At 64.0% G+C, this 14,759-nt stretch carries 13 protein-coding genes; 9 read left to right on the top strand and 4 right to left on the bottom strand.

From position 1 onward, the window contains the following. Positions 1-30 precede the first annotated feature (30 nt). Both ACEOAC_RS12695 and ACEOAC_RS12700 read right to left on the bottom strand, forming a co-directional pair. Positions 31-1,146, bottom strand: a complete 1,116-nt coding sequence (locus tag ACEOAC_RS12695) for a hypothetical protein (RefSeq protein ID WP_413444416.1) — start codon at positions 1,144-1,146, stop codon at positions 31-33. 67 nt (positions 1,147-1,213) lie between these two features. Beyond that, the gene (locus ACEOAC_RS12700) at positions 1,214-2,209 is read right to left on the bottom strand and encodes a helix-turn-helix domain-containing protein (protein ID WP_039875644.1); all 996 of its coding nucleotides are present in this window, start codon (positions 2,207-2,209) and stop codon (positions 1,214-1,216) included. Between the two features lie 218 nt (positions 2,210-2,427). On the opposite strand from ACEOAC_RS12700, the gene eat reads away from it, so the two are divergent. From eat to eutC, 4 genes are all read left to right on the top strand, one after another. Then, a complete protein-coding gene (eat, locus tag ACEOAC_RS12705; RefSeq protein WP_077238078.1) occupies positions 2,428-3,810 on the top strand; it encodes an ethanolamine permease in 1,383 nt (460 codons plus the stop codon). 50 nt (positions 3,811-3,860) lie between these two features. After that, positions 3,861-5,183 (top strand): HAD family hydrolase, encoded by a 1,323-nt coding sequence (locus ACEOAC_RS12710; RefSeq protein WP_413628366.1) that lies wholly within the window; start codon positions 3,861-3,863, stop codon positions 5,181-5,183. Between the two features lie 76 nt (positions 5,184-5,259). Continuing rightward, a complete protein-coding gene (locus tag ACEOAC_RS12715; RefSeq protein ID WP_241811556.1) occupies positions 5,260-6,666 on the top strand; it encodes an ethanolamine ammonia-lyase subunit EutB in 1,407 nt (468 codons plus the stop codon). Continuing rightward, entirely contained in the window at positions 6,663-7,532 is an 870-nt protein-coding gene (eutC, locus tag ACEOAC_RS12720; RefSeq protein ID WP_413444245.1) for an ethanolamine ammonia-lyase subunit EutC, read from the top strand. Before ACEOAC_RS12715 ends, eutC begins: the two co-directional genes overlap by 4 nt. A 281-nt stretch (positions 7,533-7,813) precedes the next feature. On the opposite strand, the gene ACEOAC_RS12725 is transcribed toward eutC, so the two are convergent. Continuing rightward, on the bottom strand, positions 7,814-10,042 hold the full coding sequence (locus tag ACEOAC_RS12725; RefSeq protein WP_413444246.1) for an NADP-dependent isocitrate dehydrogenase: 2,229 nt from the start codon (positions 10,040-10,042) through the stop codon (positions 7,814-7,816). A gap of 337 nt (positions 10,043-10,379) precedes the next feature. Between ACEOAC_RS12725 and ACEOAC_RS12730 the strand changes: the two genes are divergently transcribed. The 4 genes from ACEOAC_RS12730 (at position 10,380) to ACEOAC_RS12745 (ending at position 11,997) form a co-directional block, all read left to right on the top strand. Then, complete coding sequence (locus ACEOAC_RS12730) at positions 10,380-10,682, top strand: type II toxin-antitoxin system MqsR family toxin (RefSeq protein ID WP_413444247.1); 303 nt, start codon at positions 10,380-10,382, stop codon at positions 10,680-10,682. A 1-nt stretch (position 10,683) separates the two neighbouring features. After that, on the top strand, positions 10,684-11,085 hold the full coding sequence (locus ACEOAC_RS12735; RefSeq protein WP_413444248.1) for a type II toxin-antitoxin system MqsA family antitoxin: 402 nt from the start codon (positions 10,684-10,686) through the stop codon (positions 11,083-11,085). 139 nt (positions 11,086-11,224) lie between these two features. After that, positions 11,225-11,506, top strand: coding sequence for a DUF1778 domain-containing protein (locus ACEOAC_RS12740; RefSeq protein ID WP_413444249.1), 282 nt, complete (start codon positions 11,225-11,227; stop codon positions 11,504-11,506). Then, positions 11,503-11,997, top strand: coding sequence for a GNAT family N-acetyltransferase (locus ACEOAC_RS12745; RefSeq protein ID WP_413444250.1), 495 nt, complete (start codon positions 11,503-11,505; stop codon positions 11,995-11,997). Before ACEOAC_RS12740 ends, ACEOAC_RS12745 begins: the two co-directional genes overlap by 4 nt. An 89-nt stretch (positions 11,998-12,086) precedes the next feature. Here the strand turns inward: ACEOAC_RS12745 and ACEOAC_RS12750 are convergent, their stop codons facing one another. After that, the gene (locus tag ACEOAC_RS12750; RefSeq protein ID WP_006463849.1) at positions 12,087-13,373 is read right to left on the bottom strand and encodes an MFS transporter; all 1,287 of its coding nucleotides are present in this window, start codon (positions 13,371-13,373) and stop codon (positions 12,087-12,089) included. A gap of 380 nt (positions 13,374-13,753) precedes the next feature. On the opposite strand from ACEOAC_RS12750, the gene ACEOAC_RS12755 reads away from it, so the two are divergent. Next, positions 13,754-14,752 carry a 2-hydroxyacid dehydrogenase gene (locus ACEOAC_RS12755; protein WP_413444251.1) on the top strand — a complete coding sequence of 333 codons (999 nt, stop codon included), beginning with the start codon at positions 13,754-13,756 and terminating at the stop codon, positions 14,750-14,752. Positions 14,753-14,759 lie beyond the last annotated feature (7 nt).

The following is a 14,759-nucleotide window of genomic DNA, read 5'->3' on the forward strand; positions in this document are numbered from 1 at the left end:
ATCAAATGGAGGCAGCCGGCATTGTGCCGTCTATGGCAGACGACTGCCAGCGCTTTCACGTCGTGCCGCGCCAGACAGTGTGGGGAAGATCCACTGCACCGCCTCCGGCGCCCCGAACAGCCGCGCCGCACCATGGGCGGCGCCGGGGATCTGCCGTTGCGGATGATCGACCGGAATCTGCCAGCGCTGCGACAGGTCGTGTTCGCTGCCCACGTAGGCCAGTTGTCGCGCCACCCGGGTCTGGCCTTGCATCGCCGCGCCGCAGGCATGGTCGAGGTAGCGGTGCTGCGGATCAGTGTCGCGAGCACCCACCATGTAGCGCACGTCCCGGGCGGCATAGCGGGCAAACAGCTGGCGTCCGTCCAGCTGCGGTGGCGGCAGGTAGGCGGGCGCATGCTGCAGCCCGTAGCGGTAGTCGTCGTAGCGCGGACAGGCCTGCATCTGCATAGTCGGGATGGCAAAGCCGTCGCCGAGCGGGCGTTCCGGGCTCAGGTAGAGGTAGGAGGAGGGGCTGGAGATGACATAGCGCACATGGATGCCCGTCTGTTGCAGCTCTTCCGTGACCGCATTCAACACCGCGTAGCGCTGCAGCAGCTGCGCCCCGGCCGAATGGCCGATCAGCACGATCTCGCGCAGGTCCGGAAAGCGCCGCGGGTCACCCAGCCAACGCAGCAGGTCGTCCAGCACCTGGAAACTGGTGATCCCCGTCACGCCCCGCGCCGACGGTTCGCCCTGCATCCAGGCGCCGCCGCCCCATACCGGCATGCCCGGCAGCACGCCACGGTCCTTGTGGGCCATGAAGTTGGGGGCCAGCAGCAAGTTGTCGGACGCTGCCAGACCAGCCATCGTCAGCAGGTGTTGACCGATGGCGAAGTAATCGTCGGCGTTGCGCTTGACGCCGTGCAGGATCAGCACGGCCTGCCGCACGTGGCTTGGCAACTGGCCCAGATCGGCATTGGCATACAGGCCGAAGGTGTAGGGCGAGCGAGCGGGGCCTTCCAGCAGCAAAGGCTGGCGCATCGCGTCGCCGCTGGCAGTGGATGCGGCGGAGGCAGCGGAGGCGGCGGCACAGTGGCCCAGGAGGGAGGTCAGCAGCAACGCCAGGGCGAAGGCGAGGGACATCAGGGAAGAGGGTGGTCGGGCCATGGTCTCAAAGGGGGCGAGCCTGTGCGTGCGTCGGCCTGCCACTATAGCCGGCAAATGCCCGGCCCGCTCAGTGCGACGTACGGGCCTGCAGCATGGCCGAGGGCGACTGGCCGAACAGTTTCTTGTAGTCGCACGAGAACTGGCTGAAATTGCTGAAACCCCAGGCCGCCGCAATGTCGCCGATGGGCTGTCGGCCATCGCCCTGGGCCAGCGCGCGGCGCACGCCGTTCAGGCGCAGCAGGCGCAGGTAGCTCATCGGGCTCACGCCCAGCACATCCTCGAAACAGTATTGCAGCGTACGCCGGCTCACATGCAATGCCTCGCACAGCATGGGCACGGTGACCGGGCTTTCCTGATGGGCCAGGGCCAGATCGCGGGCATCGTTGACGATGCGACGGCGGCGCAGCAGGCTGGCGCCGGCCTCGGCTTCTATATCCCCTTCGTCCAGCAGTGCCAGCAGCGAGACCAGTACCGCTTCCTGGCGCAGTTGCAGGGCGGCATGGGCTGCCTGGCCGCTGGCCTGGCCGGCCAGCGCGAGCAGGGCGCCGATCTGGTGGCGGCAATCGTCCAGGCCGCCGGCATCGACCTTCAGCATTTCGGCCTGACCCAGCCGGCGCCAGTCGGGCTGGCAGCCGAGCCGGGCGGCGCTGGCCTGCAGGGCGTCGCGCTGGACCACGACACCGAAGATGTCATGTTGATCCGGCGTGACCAGTTCGAATTCGCAGGCGCCGGGTCGGGTCATCACCACGTCCTGTGGCACCAGGCGGCCATTGATGCGCATGCCCATGGTGCGCACCTCGATGCCGAACCAGTAGGCATCCGGCCACACCTGGCAGGACTGGCGCACGGCACGGCTGCCGGCCTCGCGGAAGATCTGCAGCCCCTCGCTCTGCCACTCCTGCAGCACACCCTCGAAGCTGCCGCAGGCAAGCTGGTCGTAGCGCTGCTCCCAGTCGGTGAGGTTATGGGCATGTTCGTCCACGTCACGCGCAACGGCGGTGCGCAATGCCCGCCGGCTGTGCGTTGCCACTGTGTCAGGCTGGGACAGTGCAAGAGAGGACATGGGACGACTCCATAGATGAGTGGCATCGATAGCCGCCCGCAGGCGACGCAGTTTTGCCGAATTTCGATAACGCCGCCGATTTGGCCGTTGCTATATTGCGTCGCTAGGGCAGCGTCTTGATCAAAATCAAGCAAGCCGCATGCCCACAAAGATGGCTCTTTTGCCACCCTGACGGCCGCCACAGTGCGGCCCACCTCTCGCGCCAACAGGAGAATCCGATGAATGCAAGCTCTTCAGGGCAGGGGCATACGCTCAAGCCCGTCCTGTCCACCCTGCAGCTCTGGGCCATTGCGGTCGGGCTGGTGATCTCCGGTGAGTATTTCGGCTGGAGCTACGGCTGGGCCAGCGCCGGCACGCTGGGCTTTACGGTGACGGCGCTGTTCATCGCGGCCATGTACGCCACCTTCATCTTCAGTTTTACCGAACTGACCACCTCCATCCCCCATGCCGGCGGCCCGTTTGCCTACAGCAAGCGCGCCTTCGGGCCGGTGGGCGGTTACCTGGCCGGGGCGGCCACGCTGATCGAGTTCGTCTTCGCGCCGCCGGCCATTGCGCTGGCCATCGGGGCCTATCTGAACGTGCAGTTTCCGGCGCTCGACCCCAAGCTGGCCGCGCTGGGCGCCTATCTGGTCTTCATGACGCTCAATATCGTGGGCGTGCAGATCGCCGCCACCTTCGAGCTGTGCGTGACGCTGCTGGCGATCTTCGAACTGCTGGTCTTCATGGGCGTGGTGGCGCCGGGCTTCTCGATGGCCAACTTCACCAAGGGCGGCTGGTCGGGCAGCGATGGCTTCAGCCTGGCGGCGGTGCCGGGCATGTTTGCGGCGATCCCGTTCGCGATCTGGTTCTTCCTGGCCATCGAAGGCGTGGCCATGGCCGCCGAGGAAGCCAAGGACCCGCGTCGCTCCATCCCCATCGCCTATATCACCGGCATCCTGACGCTGGTGGTGCTGGCCATCGGCGTGATGCTCTTCGCCGGTGGCGTGGGTGACTGGACCAAGCTGGCCAACATCAACGACCCGTTGCCGCAGGCCATGAAGCTGATCGTCGGCGAGAACAGCAACTGGCTGCACATGCTGGTGTGGCTGGGCCTGTTCGGGCTGGTGGCGTCCTTCCACGGCATCATCCTGGGTTATTCGCGGCAGATCTTCGCCCTGGCCCGTGAGGGTTACCTGCCGGCCTATTTCGCCCGTGTCCATCCCCGTTTCAAGACTCCGCACCGGGCCATCCTGGCCGGCGGCGTGGTGGGCATTGCCGCCATCTACAGCGATGAACTCATCAAGATCGGCGGCCAGACCCTCACCGCCAACATCGTCACCATGTCGGTGTTCGGCGCGATCCTGATGTACATCCTGTCGATGCTCTCGCTGTTCCGCCTGCGCCGCGACGAGGCCGGCCTGGAGCGCCCGTTCCGGGCACCCCTGTACCCATACTTCCCGGCCTTCGCGCTGTTCGGCGCGCTGGTGTGCATGGCCACCATGATCTATTACAACCCGCTGATCTTCGGCATCTTCGTCGGCCTGCTGGCCCTGGGCTATGCCTGGTTCCTGGCCACGGCGCGACACCGGGCGGAGGGTGCGGCGGCGATGGCGAAATCCTGAGCGGCATGATTTTCCAAACGATATAAAACTTTTATTTCCTCAAGGCCATCATGAACAACAAGTACACACCGACGACCGACTCCCACCCTCCCGCGCTGCAACGCCGTGGCTTCCTGGGCAGCCTGCTGGCCGCTGCCGCCGGCGGCACGCTGGCGACCCTGGCCAGCCCGGCCCATGCAGCCAGCCGCGCCGAGGTGGCGCTGGACCGCGCCAAGTGGGCCATGCGCAATCACGACATGGTGGCGCAGATGATCGCCGAACACGGCAAGCTGGCGCCGGGCTACCAGTCCGGCAAGCGCCCCTACGCGGTCTTTGACTGGGACAACACCAGCATCATGAACGACTGCGAGGAAGCGCTGCTGATGTACCAGATCAATACGCTGTCCTTCAAGCTGAGCCCGGCCGAGTTCGCCGCCATCACGCGCCAGAACGTGCCGCCGGGTCCGTTCAGCAAGGACTTCAAGAACGCCGCCGGCCAGATCGTCGACCTCGACTCCATCTGCGCCGATCTGGACGCCGACTATGCCTTCCTGCATGCCAACTACAAGGGCATGGCCGGCAGCAAGTCGCTGGAGGAAGTGACGGCCACCACCGAGTTCCAGGACTTCCGCGCCAAGCTGTATTACCTCTACGAAGCGGTCAACGACACCCATGGCGTGAACGTCGGCTATCCGTGGGTGATCTATTTCTTCGCCAACATGAGCGTGGCCGAGGTAAGCGCCCTGGCCGAGGCCTCCAACGATGCTGCACTGGGCGCCGCGCTGACCAAGGTCAAGTACACCAGCCCGGCCGACCGTCCGGGCAAGGCGGGCGTGGTGAGCGTGTCGCACTTCCACGGCATCCGCCTGTGCACCGAGATCGCCACCTTGATGGACAGCCTGCGCCGCAACGGCATCGACGTCTATGTCTGTACCGCCTCGCTGGAAGATGTGGTGGCGGTGTTCGCGACCCATCCCAAGTACGGTTACCACGTCACGCGTGACAACGTCATCGGCCTGCGTCTGGAGCGCAACGGCCAGGCCTTCCGCAATGCCTACCTCAAGGACTGGCCGCTGACCTGGGGGCCGGGCAAGACGGTCGCCATCAAGCAGGTGCTGGTGGCGCAGAAGGGCTACGGCCCGCTGTTCGTGGCAGGCGACAGCGATGGCGATTACGATATGCTGCGGGACTTCCCGGAGACCCGTTTCGGGCTCATCGTCAACCGCATGAAGAACGGCAAGATCGGCGAGCTGTCCAAGCTGGCGGCCGACCAGATCAGCACCGACAAGCCACGCTTCCTGCTGCAGGGCCGGCAGGAATCGACCGGCAACTGGGTGCCGGCCGAAACCAGCATCAAATACGGCAAGACCGCACCGCAACTGCTCACCAGCTGAGCGGCTGGGTGCCAGACCGGGCCGGTGCTGCCACCCACGGCAGCACCGGCTCCGGCGAACAAGGAGGAGCAGCATCATGGCCGAACACCGTTTCCGGCACAGCGCAGGTAGCGCCAGCTACGTGTTTCGCGATCTCAAGGACTTGATGGCCAAGGCCAGCCCGGCGCGCTCGGGCGACCTGCTGGCCGGGGTGGCGGCGGGCAGCGCCGAAGAGCGGGCGATTGCGCAGATGGCGCTGGCCGATCTGCCGCTGAAGCTCTTCCTGGAAGAGCCGCTCATCCCCTATGAAGAGGACGAGATCACCCGTCTCATCCTCGACAGCCACGACCGCGCCGCCTTCGCGCCCATCGCCCATCTCACCGTAGGCGACCTGCGCAACTGGCTGCTGGCCGACGACACAGACAGCACCGTGCTGGCAGCGGTGGCGCCCGGCATCACCCCGGAGATGGCAGCGGCCGTCAGCAAGATCATGCGCAACCAGGACCTGATCCTGGTCGCCAAGAAGTGCCGCGTGGTGACGGCCTTTCGCAATACCATCGGCCTGCCGGGCCGGCTCTCGACCCGACTGCAGCCCAATCATCCGACCGACGACGCCAGCGGCATCGCTGCCAGCATGCTCGATGGCCTGATGTACGGTAACGGCGACGCCGTCATCGGCATCAACCCCGCCACCGACAACGTGCCGCAGGTGGTCAAGCTGGTCGGCATGATGGCCGACGTCATTGCGCGCTATGACATCCCCACCCAATCCTGCGTGCTGACCCACGTCACCAACACGATTGCCGCCATTGAGCGCGGTGCGCCGGTGGACCTGGTATTCCAGTCGATTGCCGGCACCGAGGCCGCCAACCGCAGCTTCGGCATCGATCTCTCCCTGCTGGGCGAGGCGCGAGAAGCCGCCTTGTCGCTCAAGCGCGGTACCGTGGGCGACAACGTCATGTATTTCGAGACCGGGCAGGGCAGTGCGCTCTCCGCCAATGCCCATCACGGCATCGACCAGCAGACCTGCGAGGCCCGTGCCTATGCGGTGGCGCGGGCGTTCAAGCCGCTGCTGGTGAATACGGTGGTCGGCTTCATCGGTCCCGAATATCTCTACGACGGCAAGCAGATCATCCGCGCCGGTCTGGAAGACCACTTCTGCGCCAAGCTGCTGGGCCTGCCCATGGGCTGCGACGTCTGCTACACCAACCACGCCGAGGCCGACCAGAACGACATGGACGTGCTGCTGACCCTGCTGGGCGTGGCCGGCTGTACCTTCGTGATGGGCATCCCCGGCTCGGACGACATCATGCTGAACTACCAGACCACATCCTTCCACGATGCCCTGTATGCGCGCCGGGTGCTGGGTTCGCGCCCCGCGCCCGAGTTCGAGGCCTGGCTGCACCGGATGCAGATCTTCAACCAGGGCAGCGACGCCGCCGCCTTCCGCCTGCATGCCGACATGGCACCGGGTTTTCGCGATACCTTGCTGCGGCTGCAATGACCATGGACGACCAGCCCATTTCCCCTTCAGGTGCAGAAAACGTCAGCGCCGGTGCGGAATCGGTCACGGCCAATCCGTGGGAAGCGCTACGCCGTTTCACCGCTGCACGCATCGCCCTGGGGCGCAGCGGTGTCAGTCTGCCGACCGCGCCGCAACTGGCCTTCCAGCTGGCGCATGCGCAGGCGCGGGATGCCGTGCATCTGCCGCTGGATGTGGCAGCCTTGACGGCACAGTTGCAGCAGCAGGGCATCTGCGCTGCCGAAGACGTACTGCAGGTCCAGAGCGCAGCAACGGACCGCCTGGTCTATCTGCAGCGTCCTGACTTCGGACGCAAGCTCTCGGAGGCATCGCGCCAGCAGTTGCTGGCGCGTTTCGGCGGCCAGGCGCCACGTAGCTACGACGTCGGCTTCGTCATCGCCGATGGCCTCTCGGCCCGCGCCATCGTGCGCAATGCCGCGCCTTTCCTGGGCGAGGTGATGCGACGCATCGCACCGGAAGGCTGGACCATGGCGCCGCCGGTGATCGTGCAGCAGGGCCGGGTGGCGGTGGCTGACGAGATCGGGGAATTGCTGGGCGTGAAGCTGGTGGTGATCCTGATCGGCGAGCGCCCGGGCCTGAGCTCACCCGACAGCATGGGCCTGTACCTGACCTGGATGCCGGCACGTGGATTGACCGATGCCAGCCGCAACTGCATTTCCAACGTACGCCCGGAGGGCTTGCCCTATCCGGAAGCGGCCTACAAGCTGCATTACCTGATGGCCCAGGCGCACCAGCGCAGCCTGTCGGGCGTGGCCTTGAAGGATGAGACGGCCGGTGAGGGTGCGGAGCTGGATGTGCGGCGCAATTTCCTGCTCGATGGCGCCTGAAATCGGGCCGGCACATGATCATGGGAGGATGCCCTGAGAACCGTTCGGACTGAGTAGCGGCTTGCCGCGTATCGAAGATGCACTGACGGTAAATCTTCGATACGCCGCACATGTGCGGCTACTCAGTCCGAACGGTAGTCGATTCACCAGCAGCTTTCTCGCATGCTCCTGCCATGCAGGCTCAGCCGCAAAAAGCAAAAAGGCCGCGAACTTGCTTTCGCGGCCTTTCCGTTTTCACTGCAGGAGGGTGCTCCAGCTACCCTCCGGCAGATGAAGGCGCCTTACAGCGATTCCAGCGCCTTGTTCAGCGTGGCGCTCGGACGCATCACGGCGAAGGTCTTTTCGCGGTCCGGCAGGTAGTAGCCACCGATGTCCACTTCCTTGCCCTGCACCGCATTGAGCTCTTCCACGATCTTCTGCTCATTGTCGGTCAGTGCCTTGGCCAGCGGTGCGAACTGCTTGGCCAGATCGGCGTCGTCCTTCTGCGCGGCCAGTTCCTGGGCCCAGTACAGGGCCAGGTAGAAGTGGCTGCCGCGGTTGTCCAGTTCACCGGTCTTGGGCGACGGCGACTTGTTGTTGTCCAGCAGCTTGCCGGTAGCGGCATCCAGGGTCTTGGCCAGGATCTTGGCGCGGTTGTTGCCGGTCTTGATGCCCACGTCTTCGATGGACACGGCCAGGGCCAGGAATTCACCCAGCGAATCCCAGCGCAGGTGGTTTTCACCGACCAGCTGTTGCACGTGCTTGGGCGCCGAGCCGCCGGCACCGGTTTCGAACATGCCGCCGCCGGCCATCAGCGGAACGATCGACAGCATCTTGGCCGAGGTACCCAGTTCCATGATCGGGAACAGGTCGGTCAGGTAATCGCGCAGGATGTTGCCGGTCACCGAGATGGTGTCCAGGCCGCGGATGACGCGCTCCAGGGTGTAACGCATGGCGCGCACTTGCGACATGATCTGGATGTCGGCGCCGGTCAGGTCATGTTCCTTCAGGTAGGTGTTGACCTTCTTGATCAGTTCGGCTTCGTGCGGACGGTACGGGTCCAGCCAGAACACGGCCGGCATGCCGGACAGGCGGGCGCGGGTCACGGCCAGCTTGACCCAGTCGCGGACCGCTGCGTCCTTGACCTGGCACATGCGCCAGATGTCGCCTTCTTCCACGTTCTGCTCCAGCAGGACCTGGCCATCCAGGGTGACGATGCGGGCCACACCGGCTTGCGCGATTTCGAAGGTCTTGTCGTGCGAACCGTATTCCTCGGCCTTCTGGGCCATCAGGCCGACGTTGGGCACGGTACCCATGGTGGTCGGGTCGAAGGCGCCGTTGGTCTTGCAGAAGTTGATGATTTCCTGATAGATGCGGGCGAAGGTCGATTCCGGCAGCAGGGCCTTGGTGTCTTCGGTCTTGCCGGCGGCGTTCCACATCTTGCCACCCGCGCGGATCATGGCCGGCATGGAGGCATCGACGATCACGTCGTTGGGGGCGTGCAGGTTGGTGATGCCCTTGGCGGAGTCCACCATGGCCAGGCGCGGACGCTTGGCTTCGTCGGCCTTCAGGTCGGCCAGCACTTCAGCCTTTTTGGCTTCGGGCAGGGTGTTGATCTTTTCATAGACACCCGACATGCCGTTGTTCGGGTTCACGCCGATCTCGGCGAACAGGGCGGCGTGCTTGGCGAAAGTGTCCTTGTAGTAGGTACGCACGGCGTGGCCGAAGACGATGGGGTGCGAGACCTTCATCATGGTGGCCTTGACGTGCACCGACAGCAGCAGGTCGGTATCGAAGGCATCCTGCATCTGTTCTTCGTAGTAGGCGCACAGGGCTTTCTTGCTCATGAACATGCTGTCGATGATTTCACCGGCCTGCAGCGAGACCTTGGACTTCAGGACGATGGTTTCACCGGACTTGGTGACCAGGTCCATCTTGACGTCGACGGCCTTGTCCAGGGTCAGGCTCTTTTCACCGGCGTAGAAGTCGCCGCCGTGCATGTGCGCCACGTGGGTGCGCGAGGCCATGGACCACTTGGCCATCGAGTGCGGGTGCTTGCGGGCGTAGTTCTTGACGGCGTTGGGTGCGCGGCGATCGGAGTTGCCTTCGCGCAGGACCGGGTTCACGGCGCTGCCGGTGACCTTGGCGTAGCGCTTTTGCAGGGCCTTCTCTTCGTCGGTGGAGGGGTTTTCCGGATAGTCGGGCAACTTGTAGCCGCGTGCCTGCAGTTCGCGGATGGCCGCTTGCAGCTGCAGGATGGAGGCGCTGATGTTGGGCAGCTTGATGATGTTGGCGTCCGGGCTCTGGGTCAGTGCGCCCAGTGCGGCCAGGTTGTCGGGGACTTTCTGCTCATCGGTGAGGTACTCCGGGAATTCAGCCAGGATACGAGCAGCCACCGAAATATCGCTTTCGACGACGTCGATGCCAGCCGGAGCGGTGAACTTCTTGACGATGGGCAAGAGCGAGTGGGTCGCCAGATAGGGTGCCTCGTCGGTCAGCGTATAGATGATGGTCGGGTTGCCAGTAGTCACGATGATGTCCTTGCGTTGGTGTGTTGATGTGCTTTGGTGCGATCCTCGCAGCGCCGGATGGATCGTCCTTGCTCTGTCGGCCTGGACTGGTGCCATCTCCTTGTCGGCTTGCTGCGCGGAAATTCGTCTCCCGGGGCGGCGTTCCCGGCGTACTGCTGCCAGAGGGCCGCGGCAAAAAACAGCGGTAGTTTACTCCTAAGCGGGCGGAAATGCTTCAACTCTTATATAAGACTTGAAGAAATTTTTGTATTTCCTTCGATTCAAGGGGCAGCGGTTTGTCGGGCGGTGATGATCCATTAACCTTTTTGGTTTAATCACCTATTGGGTTAGAATCCGCATGGAAAAGCGCACTGCACACTGCAAGCTTGCCGTGGTCCATGCCCTGGTCCAGGCCGGGAAGGTCCAGGCCACGGCCGCTGCCTTCCAGGGCGCCCGTGCCATCGGGATCGAGGACCTTGATGGCATCTGCGCCGTGGTGCTGCGGCTGACGCCTGACGACTTCCATAAAAGCATGACAACGCACATGGACCATCGTATCTGGCAGGACGTCTATCACGCCCGGCTCGCTGCGGGCGTATGGGCCTACGTCAAGTTGACGGTGGTCGATGAGGTGCTTGTCGTTTCCTTCAAGGAGCTATGAAATGAAATGTCCCTCCTGTGGTGGCGCTGAACTGGTGCGCGACACCCGCAACCTGACCTACGTCTACAAGGGTGAAAGCACGGTCATTGAAGCGGTGACGGGGAATTTCTGTCCGGCTTGTGGCGAGATACTGCTCAATCGCGAGCAGGGGGATCGCTACAGCGCCCTGATCGGGCAGTTCCAGCGCCGCATCAATGCAGCCTACGTCGATCCGGACTACATCGCCCGCGTCCGCCGCAAGCTCGACCTCGACCAGCGTCAGGCTGCTGAACTCTTCGGGGGCGGTGTCAATGCCTTTTCCCGCTACGAAAACGGCAAGACCAAGCCACCGCTGTCACTCGTCAAGCTATTCCGGCTGCTGGATCGCCATCCGGACTTGCTGGAAGAGATTCGCACGGCCTGATGCCAGCCTGCCAGGCCGCTTCATTTGCCCCTGGGTAGTGAGTGCTGAAGAGACGGCCGCTGTATCCACACACCATCAACTGGCCGGGTTGCCATCGATCCGGCAATTTGCCGTACAATGCCTTCCGGAGGAAAACATCATGCCCGCCGTCTCAACCGCCAGGCTCGAAGCCCGGATCAGTCCTGAATTGCAGCAATTGCTCAAGCGTGCCGCCGAGATCGAAGGTCGTACGCTGACCGATTTCGTCGTAAGCGCCGTGCAGGAGGCTGCGCAAAAGACCATCGAGCAGGCCGAGGTGATCCGCCTTTCACTTCAGGACCAGCAGCGTTTCGCGGAGGCCTTGCTGGCGCCTCCATCGCCATCGCCCGCCCTCAAGCGCGCCATGGCGCGTCATGACAAGCTTCTGCGCACTGAAGAATGACGCGCCCGCCGTTCCTGGTGACGGCGCTGGAGACCGGGATTCATGATCGTAGCCGCTTCGACTGCGGCGTACCTGCACTAAACCGCTACCTGCGGGAGCAGGTCTCGCAGGACATCCGTCGTCGCGTGGCCGCCTGCTTTGTCGCTCTCGATGACAGCCAGCGCATCGCCGCCTATTACACCCTGGCCAGTGCCAGCGTGCCGCTGGCCGGACTGCCGGATGATCTACGACGCAAGCTGCCGCGCTATGGCGCCATCCCGGCCATCCGCATGGGTCGCCTTGCCGTGGACAGGGAGTTCAAGGGGCGCGGCCTCGGTAGCGCGCTGCTGGTCAATGCCATGCGCCGGGCAGTGGCAGCCGAGATTCCAGGGGCGGTCATGGTGGTCGAGGCGAAGGACCCGCAGGCAGCCGCTTTTTACCGGCATCACGGGTTCATCGATCTGCGGGATGCTCCGCTCACCCTGTTCCTGCCCCTGTCCAGCCTGCGCTGACCCTATGGCGTGCCGTTGCTTGCGCGCATAAAAAAGGGCCGCTTAGCTTCAGCGGCCCATCATTCCAATAGCTATTGCAAAAACGCTAGTCAGGCTGCAGCCACCTGCTGTGCCGTCTTGTTGCGGTAGAGGATCAGGGTGGCGATCAGGCCGCACACTGCGGCTGCGCTCATCCAGATGCCAGGCGCCGCCTTGTCGCCGGTGGCCTGGATCAGGCCGGTGGCGATGGCCGGGGTGAAGCCGCCGAACACTGCCGTGGCCAGGCTGTAGGCCAGCGAGAAACCTGCGGTACGCACGTCGGCTGGCATCACTTCGGTCAGTGCCACCACCATCGCGCCGTTGTAGCTGGCGTAGAGGAAGGACAGCCACAGTTCCACGATCAGCATCTTGCCGAAGGTGGCGTCATGCACCAGCCAGTTCACGGCCGGGTAGGCGGTCAGGATGGTCAGTACCGTGAAGGCCACCAGGATGGGGCGACGGCCGATGCGGTCCGACAGGGCGCCCATGATGGGCAGCCAGATGAAGTTGGACACGCCCACGCACAAGGTGACGATCAGGCTGGCCTCGGTGGACAGCTTCAGGACGTTCTTGCCGAAGGTCGGGGTGTAGACCGTGATCAGGTAGAACGACACGGTCGTCATCGACACCAGCATCATGCCGGCGATGACCAGCTTCCAGTTCTCGATCATGGAGCGGAAGATCTGGCCGGTGCTCGGACGATGCTTGCGGCGCATGAACTCTTCGGTTTCCTGCAGCGAGCGGCGGATCACGAACAGCACCGGCACGATCAGGCAGCCGATGAAGAAGGGAATACGCCAGCCCCAGTCACCGACCTGGGCCGGGGTGAGGGTGGTCGAGAGTGCGTAGCCGATGGCGGCCGCCACGATGATGGCCACCTGTTGGCTGCCGGACTGCCAGCTCACGTAAAAGCCCTTGCGGCCGGGCGTGGCCATTTCGGCCAGGTAGACCGATACACCGCCCAGCTCCACGCCGGCCGAGAAGCCTTGCAGCAGGCGGCCGATCAGCACCAGTACGGGCGCCAGCGCGCCGATGGTGGCGTAGGAGGGGACAAAGGCGATCAGCATGGTGCCCAGCGCCATCAGGGCCAGGGTCACGATCAGGCCCTGGCGGCGACCGACGCGGTCCACGTAGGCGCCCAGGATGATGGCGCCCAGCGGACGCATCAGGAAACCGGCGCCAAAGGTCATGAAGGTCAGCATCAGGGACGCGAACTCGTTGTCGCCCGGGAAGAAGGCCTTGGAGATGTGCGTCGCGTAGAAACCGAACAGGAAGAAATCGAACATTTCCATGAAGTTGCCGCTGGTAACCCGCAGCACCGTGGAAAACTTCGACGGCGAAGAAGTGGATGTCGTCATGATATGTGCCTCGTTATCTGTTGGGCGGACCGTGTTGCTTCCGGTCTTGCGCCTGTCTCGTCCCGCCATGCGGCAGGTTGTGTCAGGATCTTTTTTGTGGGGACAGCTATTGCGCCGCCGATTCTATGCCCGAATTCCCGGCCATGGACCACCCCGACCCGGGATGGAAGCAAATATCGGTTTTTTCGATAGCTGGATGAAAGCTTGGGGAGCCAATCCGGCCAAAAGAAGGGCTTTCCGGCGTTGTTTTGCGTAGTTCTGCACTGCGTCAAGGCAAGCTGGCCGTAAATATGGTGCAATGCCGCATCACGTTTGTGCGGCTCTGCGGCCCTGCGGCCCCGCCCACCGTTTCCCATCTCCACCCGTCTCGAAAGGTCTCCATGAAAACCGCCGTCTACAGCGCCCGCCGCTACGACCAGACCCTGCTCCTGCGTGCCAATGCCCAGTCTGGCGCGGGCCACGAACTGGTGTTCCTGCAGGACCGGCTCGACAGCGATACCGCCCAACTGTGCAGCGGCTGCGAGGCGGTGGCAGCCTTCGTCAACGACGATCTCGGCGCACCCGTACTGGAGCGTCTGGCGGCCCAGGGCATACGCTTTGTCACCACCCGCTCCACCGGCTTCAACCATATCAATATCCAGGCCGCGCGCAGGCTGGGCATCACGGTGGCGCGGGTGGCCGATTATTCACCTTATTCGGTGGCCGAGTTCGCGGTGGGTCTGCTGCTGGCGGTCAATCGCAAGATCGCCCGCGCCAGCATGCGCACGCGCGAAGGCAATTTCGAACTGGATGGCTTGATGGGTTTCGACCTGCACGGCAAGACCGTGGGCGTGATCGGCACCGGCAAGATCGGTGCGCTGTTTGCCCGCATCATGGCCGGTTTCGGCTGCACCGTGCTGGGCAGCGACGTGCATCGCAACCCGGATTTCGAGGCACTGGGCGGCCGTTACGTGGAGCGCGAGGCCTTGTTCGCGGCCAGTGACGTGATCTCGCTGCATTGCCCGCTCACCGAGGCCACGCGCTATCTGGTCAATGCGCAGACCCTGGCGGTCACCAAGCCCGGCTGCATCCTGGTCAATACCAGCCGCGGCGCGCTGGTGGATACCGAGGCCGCCATCGCTGCCCTCAAGAGCGGCCAGCTGCGCGGCCTGGCCATCGATGTCTATGAGCAGGAGGCCAGCCTGTTCTTCCAGGACCTGTCCTCCACCATCATCACCGACGACGTGATCCAGCGCCTGGTGTCCTTTCCCAACGTGATCGTTACCGGTCACCAGGCCTTCTTCACCGAGGAAGCCATCGGTCAGATCATGCAGACCACCATCGACAACCTCAGCGATTTCGCCACCGGCACCAGCCTCGGGGAACGCCTGGTGGCTTGAGCGGCGC

The sequence above is a fragment of the Herbaspirillum frisingense genome (assembly GCF_047325095.1).
Classification (GTDB): domain Bacteria; phylum Pseudomonadota; class Gammaproteobacteria; order Burkholderiales; family Burkholderiaceae_D; genus Herbaspirillum; species Herbaspirillum frisingense.